At 68.7% G+C, this 14886-nt stretch carries 11 protein-coding genes; 5 read left to right on the top strand and 6 right to left on the bottom strand.

The annotated features are described in order from the left end of the window. Positions 1-15 precede the first annotated feature (15 nt). Together C9J49_RS04635 and C9J49_RS04630 are read right to left on the bottom strand one after the other, a co-directional pair. A complete protein-coding gene (locus C9J49_RS04635; protein ID WP_035592921.1) occupies positions 16-1365 on the bottom strand; it encodes a NarK family nitrate/nitrite MFS transporter in 1350 nt (449 codons plus the stop codon). A gap of 304 nt (positions 1366-1669) precedes the next feature. Then, positions 1670-2401, bottom strand: coding sequence for a murein L,D-transpeptidase catalytic domain family protein (locus tag C9J49_RS04630; RefSeq protein ID WP_181454243.1), 732 nt, complete (start codon positions 2399-2401; stop codon positions 1670-1672). Between the two features lie 198 nt (positions 2402-2599). Between C9J49_RS04630 and C9J49_RS04625 the strand changes: the two genes are divergently transcribed. Beyond that, entirely contained in the window at positions 2600-4225 is a 1626-nt protein-coding gene (locus C9J49_RS04625; RefSeq protein ID WP_258393773.1) for a murein L,D-transpeptidase, read from the top strand. A gap of 18 nt (positions 4226-4243) precedes the next feature. Here the strand turns inward: C9J49_RS04625 and C9J49_RS04620 are convergent, their stop codons facing one another. The 3 genes from C9J49_RS04620 to C9J49_RS04610 all read right to left on the bottom strand — a co-directional run bounded on the left by C9J49_RS04620 (position 4244) and on the right by C9J49_RS04610 (position 8946). After that, entirely contained in the window at positions 4244-6043 is a 1800-nt protein-coding gene (locus C9J49_RS04620) for an ABC transporter ATP-binding protein (RefSeq protein WP_107181717.1), read from the bottom strand. Between the two features lie 178 nt (positions 6044-6221). Further along, positions 6222-7898, bottom strand: coding sequence for a peptidoglycan DD-metalloendopeptidase family protein (locus C9J49_RS04615; RefSeq protein WP_258393772.1), 1677 nt, complete (start codon positions 7896-7898; stop codon positions 6222-6224). A 202-nt stretch (positions 7899-8100) separates the two neighbouring features. Next, complete coding sequence (locus C9J49_RS04610) at positions 8101-8946, bottom strand: pirin family protein (protein WP_046079048.1); 846 nt, start codon at positions 8944-8946, stop codon at positions 8101-8103. 100 nt (positions 8947-9046) lie between these two features. On the opposite strand from C9J49_RS04610, the gene C9J49_RS04605 reads away from it, so the two are divergent. Beyond that, positions 9047-9946, top strand: coding sequence for a LysR family transcriptional regulator (locus C9J49_RS04605; protein WP_046079047.1), 900 nt, complete (start codon positions 9047-9049; stop codon positions 9944-9946). A 127-nt stretch (positions 9947-10073) separates the two neighbouring features. Continuing rightward, positions 10074-11087, top strand: coding sequence for a glutathione S-transferase family protein (locus tag C9J49_RS04600; protein ID WP_107181656.1), 1014 nt, complete (start codon positions 10074-10076; stop codon positions 11085-11087). Between the two features lie 57 nt (positions 11088-11144). Here the strand turns inward: C9J49_RS04600 and C9J49_RS04595 are convergent, their stop codons facing one another. Then, positions 11145-11594, bottom strand: coding sequence for a YaiI/YqxD family protein (locus C9J49_RS04595; protein ID WP_035592929.1), 450 nt, complete (start codon positions 11592-11594; stop codon positions 11145-11147). A 398-nt stretch (positions 11595-11992) separates the two neighbouring features. On the opposite strand from C9J49_RS04595, the gene C9J49_RS04590 reads away from it, so the two are divergent. Both C9J49_RS04590 and C9J49_RS04585 read left to right on the top strand, forming a co-directional pair. Beyond that, positions 11993-13702, top strand: a complete 1710-nt coding sequence (locus tag C9J49_RS04590) for a DEAD/DEAH box helicase (protein ID WP_107181655.1) — start codon at positions 11993-11995, stop codon at positions 13700-13702. 159 nt (positions 13703-13861) lie between these two features. Then, a complete protein-coding gene (locus C9J49_RS04585) occupies positions 13862-14851 on the top strand; it encodes a DMT family transporter (RefSeq protein ID WP_181454242.1) in 990 nt (329 codons plus the stop codon). Positions 14852-14886 lie beyond the last annotated feature (35 nt).

Genomic DNA, 14886 nt, shown 5'->3' with positions numbered 1-14886 from the left:
GGGACGAGACAGGGCTCAGCGCAGCGACAGCGCGCCTTCTTCCGCACCGCTGGCGGCCTCGCGGTAGGCGGCCTGTTCCTCGGCCTCGACCTCGGGCGAGAAGCGCACCACCAGGGCGCACAGGGAGGCGAGGATCACGGCGATGCCGAGATAGAACAGCCCCTGCTGGTAGGAGAGCGACTCGGCGCGGAACAGGAAACCGGCGGCGACCGCTCCGGCGTTGCCGCCGGCGCCGACGATGCCTGCCACCGCGCCCAGCGCCTTCTTGTTGATGAAGGGCACCACGCCGAAGGTCGCGCCCTCGGCCATCTGCACGAACAGGCTGAACACCAGCATGATGCCGATGGCCAGCGCCAGCACATGCATCTGCGAGAAGAACATCAGTGCCACGCCTTCGCACAGCATGGCGATGAACAGCCAGCGGACCCGGCCCTTGAGCCCGCCCTGGCGGGCGAACAGGTCGGAGAAGATGCCGCCCAGGGTGCGCGCGAAGAGATTCATCAGCCCGAACAGGCCGGCGATCATGCCGGCGGTGGCCAGGCTCAGGTCGAAGTTGTCGAAGTAATAGATGGCGGCGATGTTGTTGATGGTCAGCTCGACGCCGAAGCAGGCGGCGTAGACCACGAACAGGGCCCAGACGCGCACGTCCTTGGCGGCGGCCTTGAAGCTGGCGCCCATGCCGTGCTCGCCGCTGGCCGGCGGCAGCTCGCCGCGGGCGCGCAGCTCATCGAAGTTGCCGTCCGGGGCATCCTGGGTGAAGCGGTAGTAGGCGATGCCGGTGAGCAGCATCACGATCCCCGGCACGACCATCGCCAGGCGCCAGCCGAGGGTCTCGCTGACGCCGAGCATCAGGATGCCGGAGAAGATCAGCGGCATCACGATCTGGGTGGTGCCGCCGCCGAGGTTGCCCCAGCCGGCGGAGGTGGCGTTGGCGGTGCCCACCACGTTGGGGGCGAACATCACCGAGGTGTGGTACTGGGTGATCACGAAGGAGGCGCCGATGGCGCCGATGGCCAGGCGCGCCAGCAGGAAGGTCTCGAAGCTGTCGGCCAGGCCGATGCTCATCACCGGCAGCGCCCCCAGGCACAGCAGCCAGGTATAGGCGCGGCGCGGGCCGATGCGGTCGCACAGTACGCCGATGACCAGGCGCACCACGATGGTGATGGCCACCGAGGCGATGATGGTGTTGCCGATCTGGGTCTTGGTCAGCCCGAGGTCGTCTCGCACCACCGCCATCAGCGGGGCGATGCCGAACCAGCCGAAGAAGCAGAGGTGGAAGGCGAACCACGAGAAGTGGAAGGCACGCATCTGCGGCATCTTCCCGTTGAGCAGACGGATCCTGTTGGCCTTGTTGCGGATTTCCATGGGGGTACCTCGTCGAATGACGTTCGAACACGCGATCTCTTGGGCCTTCGCCGTTGAAGGTCGGGTCCGACGCACTCGTACCCCGAGGGGCCTGGTCCACGTCTGGCGCTTACTGCCGATACTTATGCATAAGCATTGCCAGGGTGTCGGGAATTCCGCTTATTCAGCACGTTAGATATTTTTCCGGGAGAGCGAGGGCGCCGAGGACGGCGCGGTATGGCGCATGACCGGGCCGGTCTGGCCCGGTCTGGCCCGGTCATGCGCCGATGTGGTGCTTGTGGCAGCGGGACGTGGCTGGGAGACGTCAGCGCGTCACGGACGCCAGCTGACGGTCGTCTCGGGGGCAGCGCAGGAAGGCCGAGTCGGCCAGCCACTCGGGATCGGGGTAGTAGGTGAAGAGGTACTGGCTTTCCTTGAGGCTGTCGATCAGCGGTACGGCGATCTCCTCGCGCACCGCCGGACAGCCGTGGCTGCGCCCCAGGCGGCCGGTGCGCTCGATGAATGCCTCGCTGACGTAGTCGGCGCCGTGCATGACGATGGCGCGCTGGAAGGCCTGGTCGTTGATGCCGGGCTCCAGGCCCTCGAGGCGCAGCGAGTAGCCGTTGCTGCCCTCGTAGCTGTTGAGGGTGCGGAACAGGCCGATGCTCGATTGATGGCTCTCCGGCACGTTGGAGAACTCGCTGGCCATGGCGTCACCGGAGCCCTGGCCGTGAGAGACCAGCTCGCGGAACATCAGCCGGTCTCGGACCAGGTCGAAGACCCACAGCCGCTGCTCGGTGGAGGGCAGCGAGAAGTCGATCACCGCCAGCCGCTCGGCGCCGGGATCGGCGCAGGAGAGGGCCTGGGCCGCCAGGCGCAGGACCTGCGGGTCGGCGGTGGGGGCGAGGTGCGTCAGGCGGCTCGCCAGCGGGGAAGGCGGTGCCAGCGGTGTGACCGCCCGGGAGAGGAAGTCCCGCGCCGAGGCGGGCGTGGCCAGCAGCAGGGCGGCGGCCAGCAGCGGGGCCAGGCGTCGGCCCCTTGAACGCGGCAAGGGCATACGGCGTCTCATGTCGTAAGGTGAAAGCTCATCTGTCGGTGTTCGGGGCCTCGCCGATCGGTCTTGTCGGGCGTAGAGGCGTCAGTTTGTCGTATTATGGACAAGGCGGTCAGGAAGACCAGTCTCGTCAGCCGAATGCCAGGAGGCCAAATCATGCGAGTCGCGAACGTCCTACCACGATATCTGCGCCGAGGCGGCATGATCATGCTGGTGGCGTTGTTGCCGATCACGGCGAACGCGGAGACGGCGTCGGAGGCTGACGCCGATGCCGTCGACGAGTCGGCTGCCCCGGCGTCTCTACTGGACGAGCGTCTCGAAGCGGCTTCGCCGCGGCTGGCGCGTTTCTATGCGCTGCACGGCGGGATGCCAGTCTGGCAAGATCGTGCGGCGGTGACCACCCTGGTCGAGCTGCTCGAGGCCCTGGAGGGCGACGGTCTCGACCCCGCCGACTACCGCCCCGAGCGCCTGGCGCGCGAGGCCGAGGCCGCGCTCGACCCGGCGGCCTCGGAGGCTGCCCGGGTGCGCTTCGATCTGGACGCCAGCCGCACCCTGCTCGACGCCCTGACCCAGCTGCAGCGTGGGCGCCTCGACCCGCGCGATGTCTACCCCGACTGGGAGATTCCGGTGGCCCCGCCGCGCCTGGACCTGGTCGGCATCGAACGGGCCATCGCCGATGGCGACGTGGAGACGGTGCTGGCCCTGGCGCGCCCCGAAGGGGAGGAGTACGCCGGCCTCAAGCGGGCGCTGACGCGCTATCGCCATATCGCCGGGCTGGGCGGCTGGCCGATGCTGCCGGCGCGCCAGGCGCCGCTGCGTCCGGGCCACGTCGACGAGGACGTGGCCCTGCTGCGCCGACGCCTGGCGATGATCGGCGAGCTCGAGGTGATGGCCGCCGATGTCACGCACTATCTGCCCAACCATCCCGACATCGCCCTGGAGTCGCCGGGCCAGCATCGCTACGACGATACCCTGGCGGCGGCGGTGAGGCGTTTCCAGCGCCGGCACATGCTGGCGGAGGACGGCGTGATCGGGCCGAATACCCGGGCGGCGCTCAACGTGCCGGCCCGGGTGCGGATCGAGGCCCTGCGTGCCAATCTGGAGCGGGCCCGCTGGCTCTCCGGCGAGCGCTCCGGGTGGCGGCTGGAGGTCGATCTGGCCGGACAGCGTCTCGACTACCATCGCCCGAATGGCGAGCGCTGGGGCGCGCGGGTCATCGTCGGCCAGCCCGGCCGCGCCTCGCCGGTGCTGCGCTCCGAGATCACCTACCTGACCCTGAACCCCACCTGGACGGTGCCGCCGACCATCATGCGCGAGGACGTGCTGCCAAGGGTGCGTCGCGATCTCGGCTACCTGACCGAGCACGACATGGAGGCGATCGATCCACAGGGCCGCCGCCTGGACCCCGAGGCCGTAGACTGGCAGCAGCCGGGCGCGGTGATGCTGCGCCAGCGTGCCGGCCCGCGCAATCCGCTCGGCCGGCTGGTGCTGCGCTTCCCCAACGACCATCTGGTCTATCTGCACGATACGCCGGCCCGGGGGCTCTTCCGGCGCCCGCAGCGGGCGCTGAGCTCCGGCTGCATCCGCGTGGAGAACGTCGCCGAGCTGACCCGGCTGCTGATCGACGACAGCGGCTCGCGCATCGCCCTGGACCGCCGGCTCGCCGGCGGCGAGACCGACAACGTCTCCCTGGCCAGGCCGGTGCCGCTGGCGCTGCACTACTGGACCGCCGAGGGCGAGGCGGACGGCCTGGCGAGCTTCCGCCCGGACGTCTACGGCCGTGACGCGGCGCTGATCGCTGCGCTGGCCGACGCGCCGGCCAGCTGACCGGGTCGGTCGTCGGCGCTATTCGTAGCCCCGGGCCTGCAGCCGGAACAGCCCGGCATAGCGGCCGTCGAGTTCCATCAGGCTCGCGTGGTCGCCGCGCTCGAGGATGCGTCCTCCGTCGATGACCAGTATCTGGTCGGCGGCGCGCACGGTGGAGAAACGGTGCGAGATCAGTACCGTCATCTTGTCCCGGGCATGGTCGCGGAAGTCGGCGTAAACCGCGGCTTCGGCGGCGGCGTCCATGGCCGCGGTGGGCTCGTCGAGCACCAGGATGTCGGCCTCCTCGCGCATGTAGGCGCGGGCCAGGGCGATCTTCTGCCACTGACCGCCGGAGAGCTCCTGCCCGCCCTTGAACCAGCGCCCCAGCTGGGTGTGGTAGCCGCCCGGCATGTCGGCGATGAAGTCCTCGGCGAGCCCGCGGCGGGCGGCCTCCTGCCAGCGGGTCTCGTCCTCGAAGGCGGCCACGTCGCCGGCGCCGAGGTTCTCGCCGACCTTGAGCTGGTAGCGCACGAAGTCCTGGAAGATCACCCCGATGCGCCGGCGCAGGGTCGCCCGGTCCCAGTCGCGCAGGTCGCTGCCGTCGAGCAGGATGCGCCCCTCGGTGGGATCGTAGAGGCGGGTCAGTAGCTTGATCAGGGTCGTCTTGCCCGAACCGTTGACGCCGACCAGCGCCAGACTGCCCCCGGGGACCAAGTGAAGGTCGATGCCTGAGAGCGCCGCCGTCTCGGCCCCGGGATAGGTGAAGCCCACGCCCTCGAAGCGGATGCCGTCGCCGGGTCGGACGCCCTTGGTGAGATGCCCGGTCTCTTCGGGCACCGGCTGCTCCAGGTACTCGTAGAGGTTGGAGAGGTAGAGGTTGTCCTCGTACATGCCGCCGATGGCGGTCAGGCTTGCCGACAGCGCCGCCTGGCCCTGCTTGAAGACCATCAGATACATGGTCATCTCGCCCAGCGTCAGCCGGCCGGCCACGGTGTCCGCCACCACCCAGGCGTAGGCGGCGTAGAAGGCCAGGGTGCCCAGCAGGCCGAGCAGGAAGCCCCAGGTCTCGCGGCGGATCGTCAGCCGCCGGTCCTCGGCATAGAGCGTCTCGAAGATGCGCCGGTAGCGGTCGAGCAGCAGCGGCTCGAGGCCGAACAGCTTGACCTCCTTGATGCTGTCCTCCCGAGCCAGCACGGTTTCCAGGTACATCTGCATGCGGGTCTGCGGCGAACGCCAGCGGAACAGTCGGAAGGCGTCGCCGGAGAAGCGTGCCTCGGAGAGAAACACCGGCAGGGCGCCGATCACCAGCACCAGCAGCGCCCAGGGCGAGAAGCCGACCAGCAGCACGCCGAAGCTGGCCAGCGAGATGGCGTTCTGAAGCAGCGAGAAGGTCTTGTTGACCAGCCCGAGGGGGCGGGTCGAGGCTTCGCGCCGGGCCCGGGTCAGCTTGTCGTAGAACTCGGAGTCCTCGAACTGGGCAAGCGACAGGCGACCGGCCTTCTCCAGGATCATGACGTTGACCTTCTGGCCGAGCAGGGCGCGCAGCAGCGACTGCTGGGCGGCCAGGCCGCGCTGGGCCAGGGCGATCAGCGCCACCACGCCGGCTTCCAGCAGCACGAAGCGCAGCACCGGCCACAGCTCTGGCAGGAGCGGCGTGCCGGCCTGGTGGCGTTCCATGCCGGCGACCACGCCGTCGACGATCAGCTGGCCGACCCAAGCGGCCACGGCGGGCATCACGCCGGCGACCAGGGTGCACAGGGCCAGCCCCAGCGTCAGGCGGCGCGAGGTCTGCCACACCAGGCCCAGCGCCCGGTGGCTGTAGCGGAACACTCCGAGCATGGCCAGGGGGGAAGAGACGGAGGAGGGCGGTGCGGCGCGCGAGGACAAGGGTGGGCTCCGTTGTCGGCAGGAAAGCCCCAGTCTAGCGGAGGCCGCGGCCGACGATAGAGAGGGACGATACGACGACGCCCCGCACGGGGCGGGGCGTCGTCATGGGGCCGGCGGCAAGGCCTGGCGGTCAGCTGCCATCGTCGGAGGCGTCGCTCGGCTCGGTGCCGGTACTGGCCACCGTGGTACCGGTCTCGCCGCTCTCCAGGGCCGCCAGCATGGGCTCGGCCTCGCGCTGGAAGGCGACCAGGGCATCGCCGCTCAGGCCCTGATGCTCCGGCAGTTCCACTTTCATGGCGTCCACCTGGGTGTTGTTGACCATCACCTCGTAATGCAGGTGGGCACCGGTGCTGCGTCCGGTGTTGCCGGAGAGCGCGATGCGTTCGCCGCGTGTCACCCGCTCGCCGCGGCTGACCAGCGGCTTGGAGAGGTGCAGGTAGCGGGTCTTGTAGCCGTTGTCGTGGCGGATCACGATGTAGCGGCCGGCCAAGGGATGGTTGCCCACCAGCTCGACGCGACCGTCGGCCGGCGCGTCCACCGGCGTGCCGCTCGGCATGGCGAAGTCGGTGCCCTTGTGCGGGCTGATGCGCCCGGTCACCGGATGATGGCGACGCAGGTTGAAGGGCGAACTGATGCGATAGTGGCCGCTGAACGGGTAGCGGTCGAAGGCCGGGTCCAGGCTCTCGCCATCCGGCGTGTAGAAGCGATTGTCCTCGGCGTTGCGCACCAGGGTCAGGTCCATGCGCGAGCCTTCGTAGCTGACCGCCAGCACGCGCGGATCGAGGTCCTCGCCGTCGATCAGGTCGGATTCCACCAGCACGCTGAAACGATCACCGCGACGGGTGTCGCGGCGGAAATCGAGTTTCTTCTCTAGCACGTGGGAGAGCTCGGCCACCTCGGCGCTGTTCAGGCCGGTGGCCTGGGCCGAGCGCGCGAAGCTGCCGCTGACGGTGCCGGCATAGAGCCGCTGGGTGGCCTCGCCGGTGCGTTCGATGGTGGCCACGTCCAGTGCGCCCTCGTCGTCACGCTTGACCAGATAGCCGTCGCGGGCGTTCTTCATCATGCGCATCGACAGCAGCTTGCCCTGCTCGTCGAGCTGGTACTCGAAGCGGTCGCCGGCGCGCCAGTGGGTGAGCATCCGCGGCTCCGGGAGCGTCTCGAGCAGGGCGGTGACCTCGCTGTAGCCCAGCCCAAGGTTTTCCTGCGCCATGATCGCGAAGGTATCGCCGGGCTCGACCGTATAGGCCAGCCACTCGGGCACATAGGGCTCGTCGGCGTCGATCTCGTCCTCGAGCACGATGGGGCCATCGTCGAACAGTTCGAGTTCGTCCGAGGATACGTCCTCGTAGGAAGTGGCGTCGGCGACCACCTGCTCGTCATCGGCCAGCATGCCGTTGCCGATCGTGCCGACCACGATGGCCAGGTGGCGCGCGGTGTCGTCGATCTGCGGGGCGGTGACCTCGGCGTCGTCGACCTCGCCGCTGGCCTGCGCGGCGCGGGCGAAGTCCACGTCGACGATCTCGGAGGCGGTCAGTTCGGAGAGGGGAATGGCTTCCCGGGTGGCATCCCGGGCGCGCGAGGCGAGTTCGATGGCCTCGGCGACCGGGGCGCGATCCAGGGCGATGGAGGGAACGCCGGGGCTGGCGTCTTCGCCGAGGGGAACCAGAACGGTGTCCTGATTCTGATGGCCCTGGCGGGCATCCTCGACGGAAGTCAGAATCTTGTGGGCGCCCAGCACGGTGACCATGGTGGCAACGGGCAACAGCAGCAACTTGTGCGTGCGGGGCAGCGAACGAAGGATTCGCATGATGGTTTTAGCCGTGTGAAATAGGTGTAAACGCATAAAAAGGCACTAGAACCTTAACCCATGACGATTAGGGTGCCTAGGCTGTACACCTATACAGCAGAGCGCGGACCCGGCCCGAGAGCGGGCGAACCGAGTCCGTGAACAGTGTTTATTAATTCGACCTTGCCATGCTTCACCCGCCTTCGGCAACCCTGCTTCCGCCTTAGTCGGTGAGACTGCCATCCCGATAGTCGCGCAGTGCCTGGTCGAGCTCGTGGCGGTGATTCATCACGAAGGGGCCGTAATGGGCGATCGGCTCGCCGTGGGGTTCGCCCGCCAGCAGCAGGGCCTGGGCACCGGCGTCGCTTGCCAGGGACAGTCGTCCGCCATCACCGAGGCGCACGAGTTCGCCCCGGGTGACGCCATCGCCCGCTATCTCGAGTTGGCCGGCGAAGACGAACACCAGCAGGGTGCTGGCGTCGGCCTCGAGAGCGATGTCACCGCCGGCCTCCAGGGTGACGTGGGCCACGCCGGCCCGGCCGGCCAGGGCATCGAGAGGGCCGCTGACGCGCTCGCCGTCGGCCGCTACCCAGTCCCCGCCGAGGGCCGTTAGCCGGGCGCCCGGCCGGGCCAGGTGCGGCATCTCGTCGCCGGGCACGTCGCGATAGGTCGGTTCGCTCATCTTGTTGCTGGCGGCCAGGTTGAGCCACAGCTGGAAGGCATGCAGGCCATGCGCGTCGGCGAAGGGCGTCTCGCCGTGGATGATGCCGCGGCCGGTATGCATCCACTGGGCGCCGCCGGCGCCGATGCTCGAGTGATGGCCGAGGTGATCCTCATGGCGCAGGCCGCCGTGGAGGACGTAGGTCAGGGTCTGGATACCGCGGTGGGGATGCGGCGGAAAGCCACCGATGGCGTTGTCGTGGGGCGCCGCCTCGAGCTCGTCGAGCATCAGGAACGGGTCCAGGCCGCCGCCGAAGTCGTGCAGGCGGTGGATGGCGACGCCGTCGCCGTCCTGGCTGGGATGGCTCTTCAGGCGACGCTGGGGGCGGCGGTCGATGGGCTGGGTCATCGTCTCGATCTCCCTGGGGAATGGAATGACTGGCATTCTAGGCCGATTTTTTCGAAGATTAAGCGCAACGTTTCGCGCATTACATTCGAGGAAATCGAACATGTCCCGTGTCACCCTCGCTCAGTGGCAGATGCTGGCCGCGGTGGTCGATCATGGCGGCTTCTCGCGGGCCGCCGAAGCCATCCACAAGAGCCCCTCGACGCTCAATCACGCGGTCCACAAGCTGGAAGAGCAGCTCGGGGTGGCGGTACTGGAGCCGATAGGGCGCCAGGTGCGGTTGACCGAGGCCGGCGAGATGCTGCTGAGACGCGCTCGTCAGTTGCTCGACAACGCCGCGTCGCTGGAGGACGTGGCCTCTCGCCTGGCCGAAGGCCTGGAGGCCGAGATCGTGCTGGCCATCGACCAGATCTTCCCGCCGGATGCCCTGGCGCGGGCGCTGGATGCCTTCTCCGCGGCCTTTCCCTATGTGCGCGTGCAGCTCCACGAGACGGTGCTCAACGGCGGCGTCGAGATGCTCCAGGACGGCGAGGCCGATCTGCTGATCTCGGGGCTCGGCGCCCAGGGGTTCCTGGGCGAGCCGCTGGTGACGGTGCGGTTCATCGCCGTGGCCCACCCCGACCACGAGCTGCATCGGCTGGGGCGCGAGCTCGATCTGCGCGACCTCGAGCAGTACCGTCAGCTGGTGGTACGCGACTCCGCCCAGGGTCGCTCCCAGGATTCCGGCTGGCTCAAGGCCGAGCAGCGCTGGACGGTCAGCCACCTCGACACCTCCATCGGCATGCTGGAGCGTAACCTCGGCTTCGCCTGGGTGCCCGAGACGCGGCTCGGCGACAGCCTGGAGGCCGGGCGGCTCAAGCCGCTGCCGCTGACGGCCGGCGGGGTGCGCGAGATTCCCATCCAGCTCATCCATCGCGACCAGGACCGCGCCGGGCCGGCCACTCGGGCCATGGCCCAGCAGCTGCGTGACAGCGTGCGCGAGGTCGGCGGCGGTGAGGAATGATGCGGCGTCGCGTCGCCGTGCCGCCTGATCTTTCGAAGAAAACGAACAATGGCGGCCAAAAACTGCGCTTGAGCTTCGATTTCCTCGGTTTAGGTTAGGTGCAAACGTTCTGGAAGAGGAAATCGAGATGGGCTTGCTGATCGACGGCCAGTGGCATGACCAGTGGTATGACACCAAGGCGCACGGCGGCGAGTTCGTGCGCGAATCCGCCAAGCTGCGCGACTGGATCACGCCCGATGGCAGCCCCGGCCCCGACGGGCGTCCGGCGCGCGCCGCCCAGGCCGACCGCTACCATCTCTATGTGTCGCTGGCCTGTCCCTGGGCGCATCGCGTGCTGATCATGCGTCGCCTCAAGGGGCTCGAGCCGCTGGTCGGTGTCTCGCACACCAGCCCGCTGATGCTCGACCAGGGCTGGACCTATCATCGTGACGAAGGCTCGAGCGGCGATCCGCTCAACGGCGTCGACTTCCACCATCAGCTCTATACCCTGACCGACCCGCACTATACCGGTCGGGTCACGGTGCCCGCGCTGTGGGACCGGCAGGAGGGGCGCATCGTCAGCAACGAGTCGGCGGACCTGGTACGCATCTTCAATGACGCCTTCGACGGGCTGACCGGCAATCGACTGGACCTCTATCCGACGGATCTGCGCGAGACCATCGATGCCGTCAACGCCGACGTCTACGACCACGTCAACAACGGCGTCTACAAGGCCGGCTTCGCCACCGAGCAGGACGTGTACGAGCGCCACGTCGAGGCGCTGTTCGCCGCGCTCGACCGCTTGGAAACGCGGCTGTCCGAGTGGCGCTACCTGGCGGGAGAGTGGCTTACCGAGGCCGACATTCGCCTGTTCACCACCCTGGTGCGCTTCGACGCCGTCTATCACGGTCACTTCAAGTGCAACCTGCGCCGGATCGAGGACTACCCGAACCTCTCGAACTACGTGCGCGAGCTCTACCAATGGCCGGGGGTGGCCGAGACGGTGAACATGGATCATATCCAGCGCCACTATTACATGAGCCACAAGACCATCAACCCCAACGGCATCGTGCCGGCCGGACCGCTGCTCGGCCTCGAGCGTCCCCACGACCGCGAGCGTCTGCCGGGGCGCGGGATTCGTGATAAGGTCGGTAAGGCGTGAGGAGAAGAGGAGTGAGGGGGGGAGTGCCTCACTCCTTCCTCCTCACACCTCACTTCATTACTGCTGTTTCGCCAACCATCTGTCCAGCGCGTTGGCGAACTCCCGACGATCGACGTCCGAGTAGCCCTTGGGTCCGCCGGTGTGCTCGCCGCTGGCACGTAACGTCTCCATGAAGTCCCGCATCTGAACCCGGGCGCGGATGTTGCTCTCGTTCAGCGCCTCGCCGCGGCTGGTCATCACGCTGGCGCCGCGCTCGATGGCGGCCAGGGCCAGCGGCAGGTCGGAGGTGATCACCAGGTCACCCCTGGCCAGGCGGTCGACGATCTCGTCGTCGGCGGCGTCGAAGCCGTGGCTGACCGCCATGCCCTTGACCCACTTCGAGGGCGGCAGCGGCACCTGGTGGTTGGCGACGAAGGTGGTCGGGGTGGCGGTGCGTTCGGCGGCGCGCACGATGATCTCGCGGGCGATCCGCGGGCAGGCATCGGCGTCGACCCAAAGGTTCGGCATGGGGGCTCCTGGAGGTAAGGCGGAAAAGGCTGGCCAGCCTGGGGACGCGATGGTAGCATGCGCGCTTCCTCGCATGTGCTGACCCCACCATCATACTCAGCGCCGGTTCACGATACGTGGACTCGACGCTCGCGAAGACGCCGGGCCAACCGCCCAACGCGTTCGGACTGTGAAGATGGAGCGCCGCCGAGAGTTCGCCACCCGGGCGAATTCGGCGCAGACGGTCGCCACGACGGTTCGCCTGCCATGGCGGGCTCGAACCGATGCCAGGTGCGACCGGCGTCCCCGACTCCGATGTTGACGACGACCTGCCTCGTGCAGGATCCCCGAGCGTATTACCGCGTCGGGGGCGCCACGATGTTTCTTGCCGGCGATGCCGGCCTACCAAGGTGTGATTCATGACCTCGACTTCCGTCGCCTCGCCGAGTTTCGGCGATCTGGCCCTGCTGCCTGCCGTTCTCTCCGCCATCGAGACCCTCGGCTATCAGACCCCGTCTCCGATTCAGGCACAGACCATTCCGGCCCTGCTGGAAGGCCGCGACATGCTGGGCCAGGCCCAGACCGGTACCGGCAAGACCGCGGCCTTCGCCCTGCCGCTGCTCTCGCGCCTCGATCTCGACAAGCGCGCGCCCCAGGTGCTGGTGATGGCGCCGACCCGTGAGCTGGCCCAGCAGGTGGCCGTCTCCTTCACCAAGTATGGCCAGAACCTCAAGGGCCTGGAAGTCGCCACCCTGTGCGGCGGCATGGAATATCGCGACCAGATGCAGGCCCTGCGTCGTGGCGCTCAGGTCGTGGTCGGCACCCCCGGCCGCATCATCGATCACCTGGACCGCGGCAGCCTGAAGCTCGACGGCCTCTCCGCCTTGGTGCTGGACGAAGCCGACGAGATGCTGCGCATGGGCTTCATCGACGACGTCAAGCGCGTGGTCGCCGACACCCCGCAGGACGCCCAGCGCGTGTTCTTCTCCGCGACCCTGCCGACCGAGATCGAGCGCATCGTCAACCGCTACCTGGTCGAGCCGGTCAAGGTTGCCATCGAGTCCCGCACCACCACCGGCGAGAACATCGAGCAGCGTCGCGTGCGCATCGATGGCGGTGCCAAGCAGGAAGCGCTGGCGCGCATCCTCGAGGTCGAGCCGGTCGATGCCGCCATCGTCTTCGTGCGTACCCGGGCCGCCTGCACCACCCTGATGGAGCAGCTCTCCGCCCGTGGCGTCAACGTGGCCAGCCTGTCCGGTGACCTGGACCAGAGCCTGCGCGAGCGCACCATCACACGCCTCAAGCGCGGCAAGGTCGACGTGCTGATCGCCACCGACGTGGCCGCCCGCGGTCTCGACGTGCCACGCATCACCCACGTCATCAACTATGACCTGCCCCAGGATGCCGAGGCCTACACCCACCGCATCGGCCGTACCGGCCGTGCCGGTCGCAACGGCGTGGCGATCACCTTCGCCGGCAACCGCGAAGGCCGCAAGGTCGGCTGGCTGGAGCAGGCCACCGGCCAGAAGATGAGCGAGATGGACCTGCCCGACGAGGCCGCCATTCGCGCCCATCGTGATCAGGTCTTCCACCAGCGCGCCGTCGCCGCCGTCACCAAGGGCGCCGAGGAGCAGCGTGCGCTGATCGAGCAGCTGATCGGTGAAGGCTACGATCCGGTCGACCTGGCCTGCGCCTTCTCCGCCCTGGCGCGCGCCGACGAGGCGCCGATCGGCCGCCTCCAGGCGCCGCGCAAGGAGCGCAACGACCGCCGCGACGGCAAGCCGGCCCGCCGCGAGAGCGGTCCCCGTGATCGTGCGCCGCGCGAAGGCATGACCCGCTACCGCGTGTCCGTGGGTCACAAGGACGGCGTCAAGCCCGGCCAGCTGGTCGGCGCCCTGGCCAACGAAGGCGGCATCGAGGGTAACCGCATTGGCCGGATCGACATCCGCAATGCATTTTCCGTCGTCGAGTTGCCGAACAACCTGCCGTCGAGCATCCTCGACAAGATGGGGCGCGCCCGGGTCGCGGGTCGTCCGCTGGAAATCAGCGAAGACCGCGCGCCTGCCGAGCGTGCGCCGCGCCGCCGCCGCGACGATGACGGTCCGGTGCCGCGTCGCGAACGCGCCTGAGGCGATCTCGCTAGCGTGAGGCCTCGCTCCTGACGCAGGAGCGAGCGCCGCACGCACCGTCAAGCCGAGCAGGCCGGGGGAAACCCCGGCCTGCTCGTCGTTTGTCACCACCGATTCATCACCGTATTGCCGGCATGCTTGCCGAGGGGGAGAGCGACGATGTGGTCACGTTTGCCGTTTCGCCTGCGGGGCTATCTGATCACCATGACGGGGGTGCTGTTCCTGTCGCCGGATGCCCTGCTGGTCAAGGCCACCACGGTGGACATCGCCACTTTCATGTTCTGGCGCGGGCTGCTGCTCGGCCTCACCCTGCTGGGCCTCGCCTGGTGGCGCTACGGTCGTGAGCTGCCGGCGGCGGTGAAGGCCTGCGGCCCGGCGGCCTGGTGGTGCCCACTGGCCTTCGCCGGCAGTGCTTGGGCCTTCGTGATCGCCAACCGTCTCACCTCCGCCGGCAACGTGCTGGTAATGATGAACCTGGCGCCTCTGGTGGCCGCGCTGATCGGCTGGTGGGTCTTCGGCGAGCGGCTGCGCCGCCAGACCTGGGTGGTGATCGTGGTCTGCGTGGCCGGTGCCTGCCTGATGGCCAGCGGGGAGATCGGCGTCGGCAGCCCACTGGGCCTGGCCGTGGCGCTGATCGTGCCGCTGTGCATCGCCATCAACACCACCGTGGCCAGCGCTCAGAAGAGCCAGTCCCGACGCGGGGTCGATACCACGGTGATCCTGCCCCTGGGCTGCCTGGCCATGATGCTGCCCGGCGCGCTACTGGGGGGCGTGCAGCTGCCGTCGGCGGTGGACATGCAGTACCTGCTGGCGATGGGCGTGCTGCTGACGGTCGCCTACTTCGGCATCCAGACCGGGCCGCGCTACCTGCCGGGCGCCGAGGTCAGCCTGGTGATGCTGCTCGAGACCCTGGTCGGCACCCTGCTGGTGTGGGTCTGGGTCGGTGAGGTGCCCACCGTGGCGGCCTTCATCGGCGGGGGCGTGATCGTGGCGGCGATGCTGATCAGCACCCTGCGGGATCTGCGTCGCCAGCGCGAGAAGGTGGCCGCCGGGGCGCCGGATTCGCGGGAGCTCCTCGAGGAGGCCGCTGCCGAGCCCTCCGTGGGCTCGCTCGGCGAGGGGCAGGGGGAGGGCGCCGGGCCGCGTTGATCGCGGCTGCCAGCCACGTGGCGGAACGGCGGCCG

This window comes from Halomonas sp. SL1, from assembly GCF_003030865.2.
Taxonomy (GTDB): domain Bacteria; phylum Pseudomonadota; class Gammaproteobacteria; order Pseudomonadales; family Halomonadaceae; genus Halomonas; species Halomonas halophila.
The sequence above is the reverse complement of the archived record's forward strand: the minus strand, read 5'-3'. Positions and strand labels throughout refer to the sequence as shown.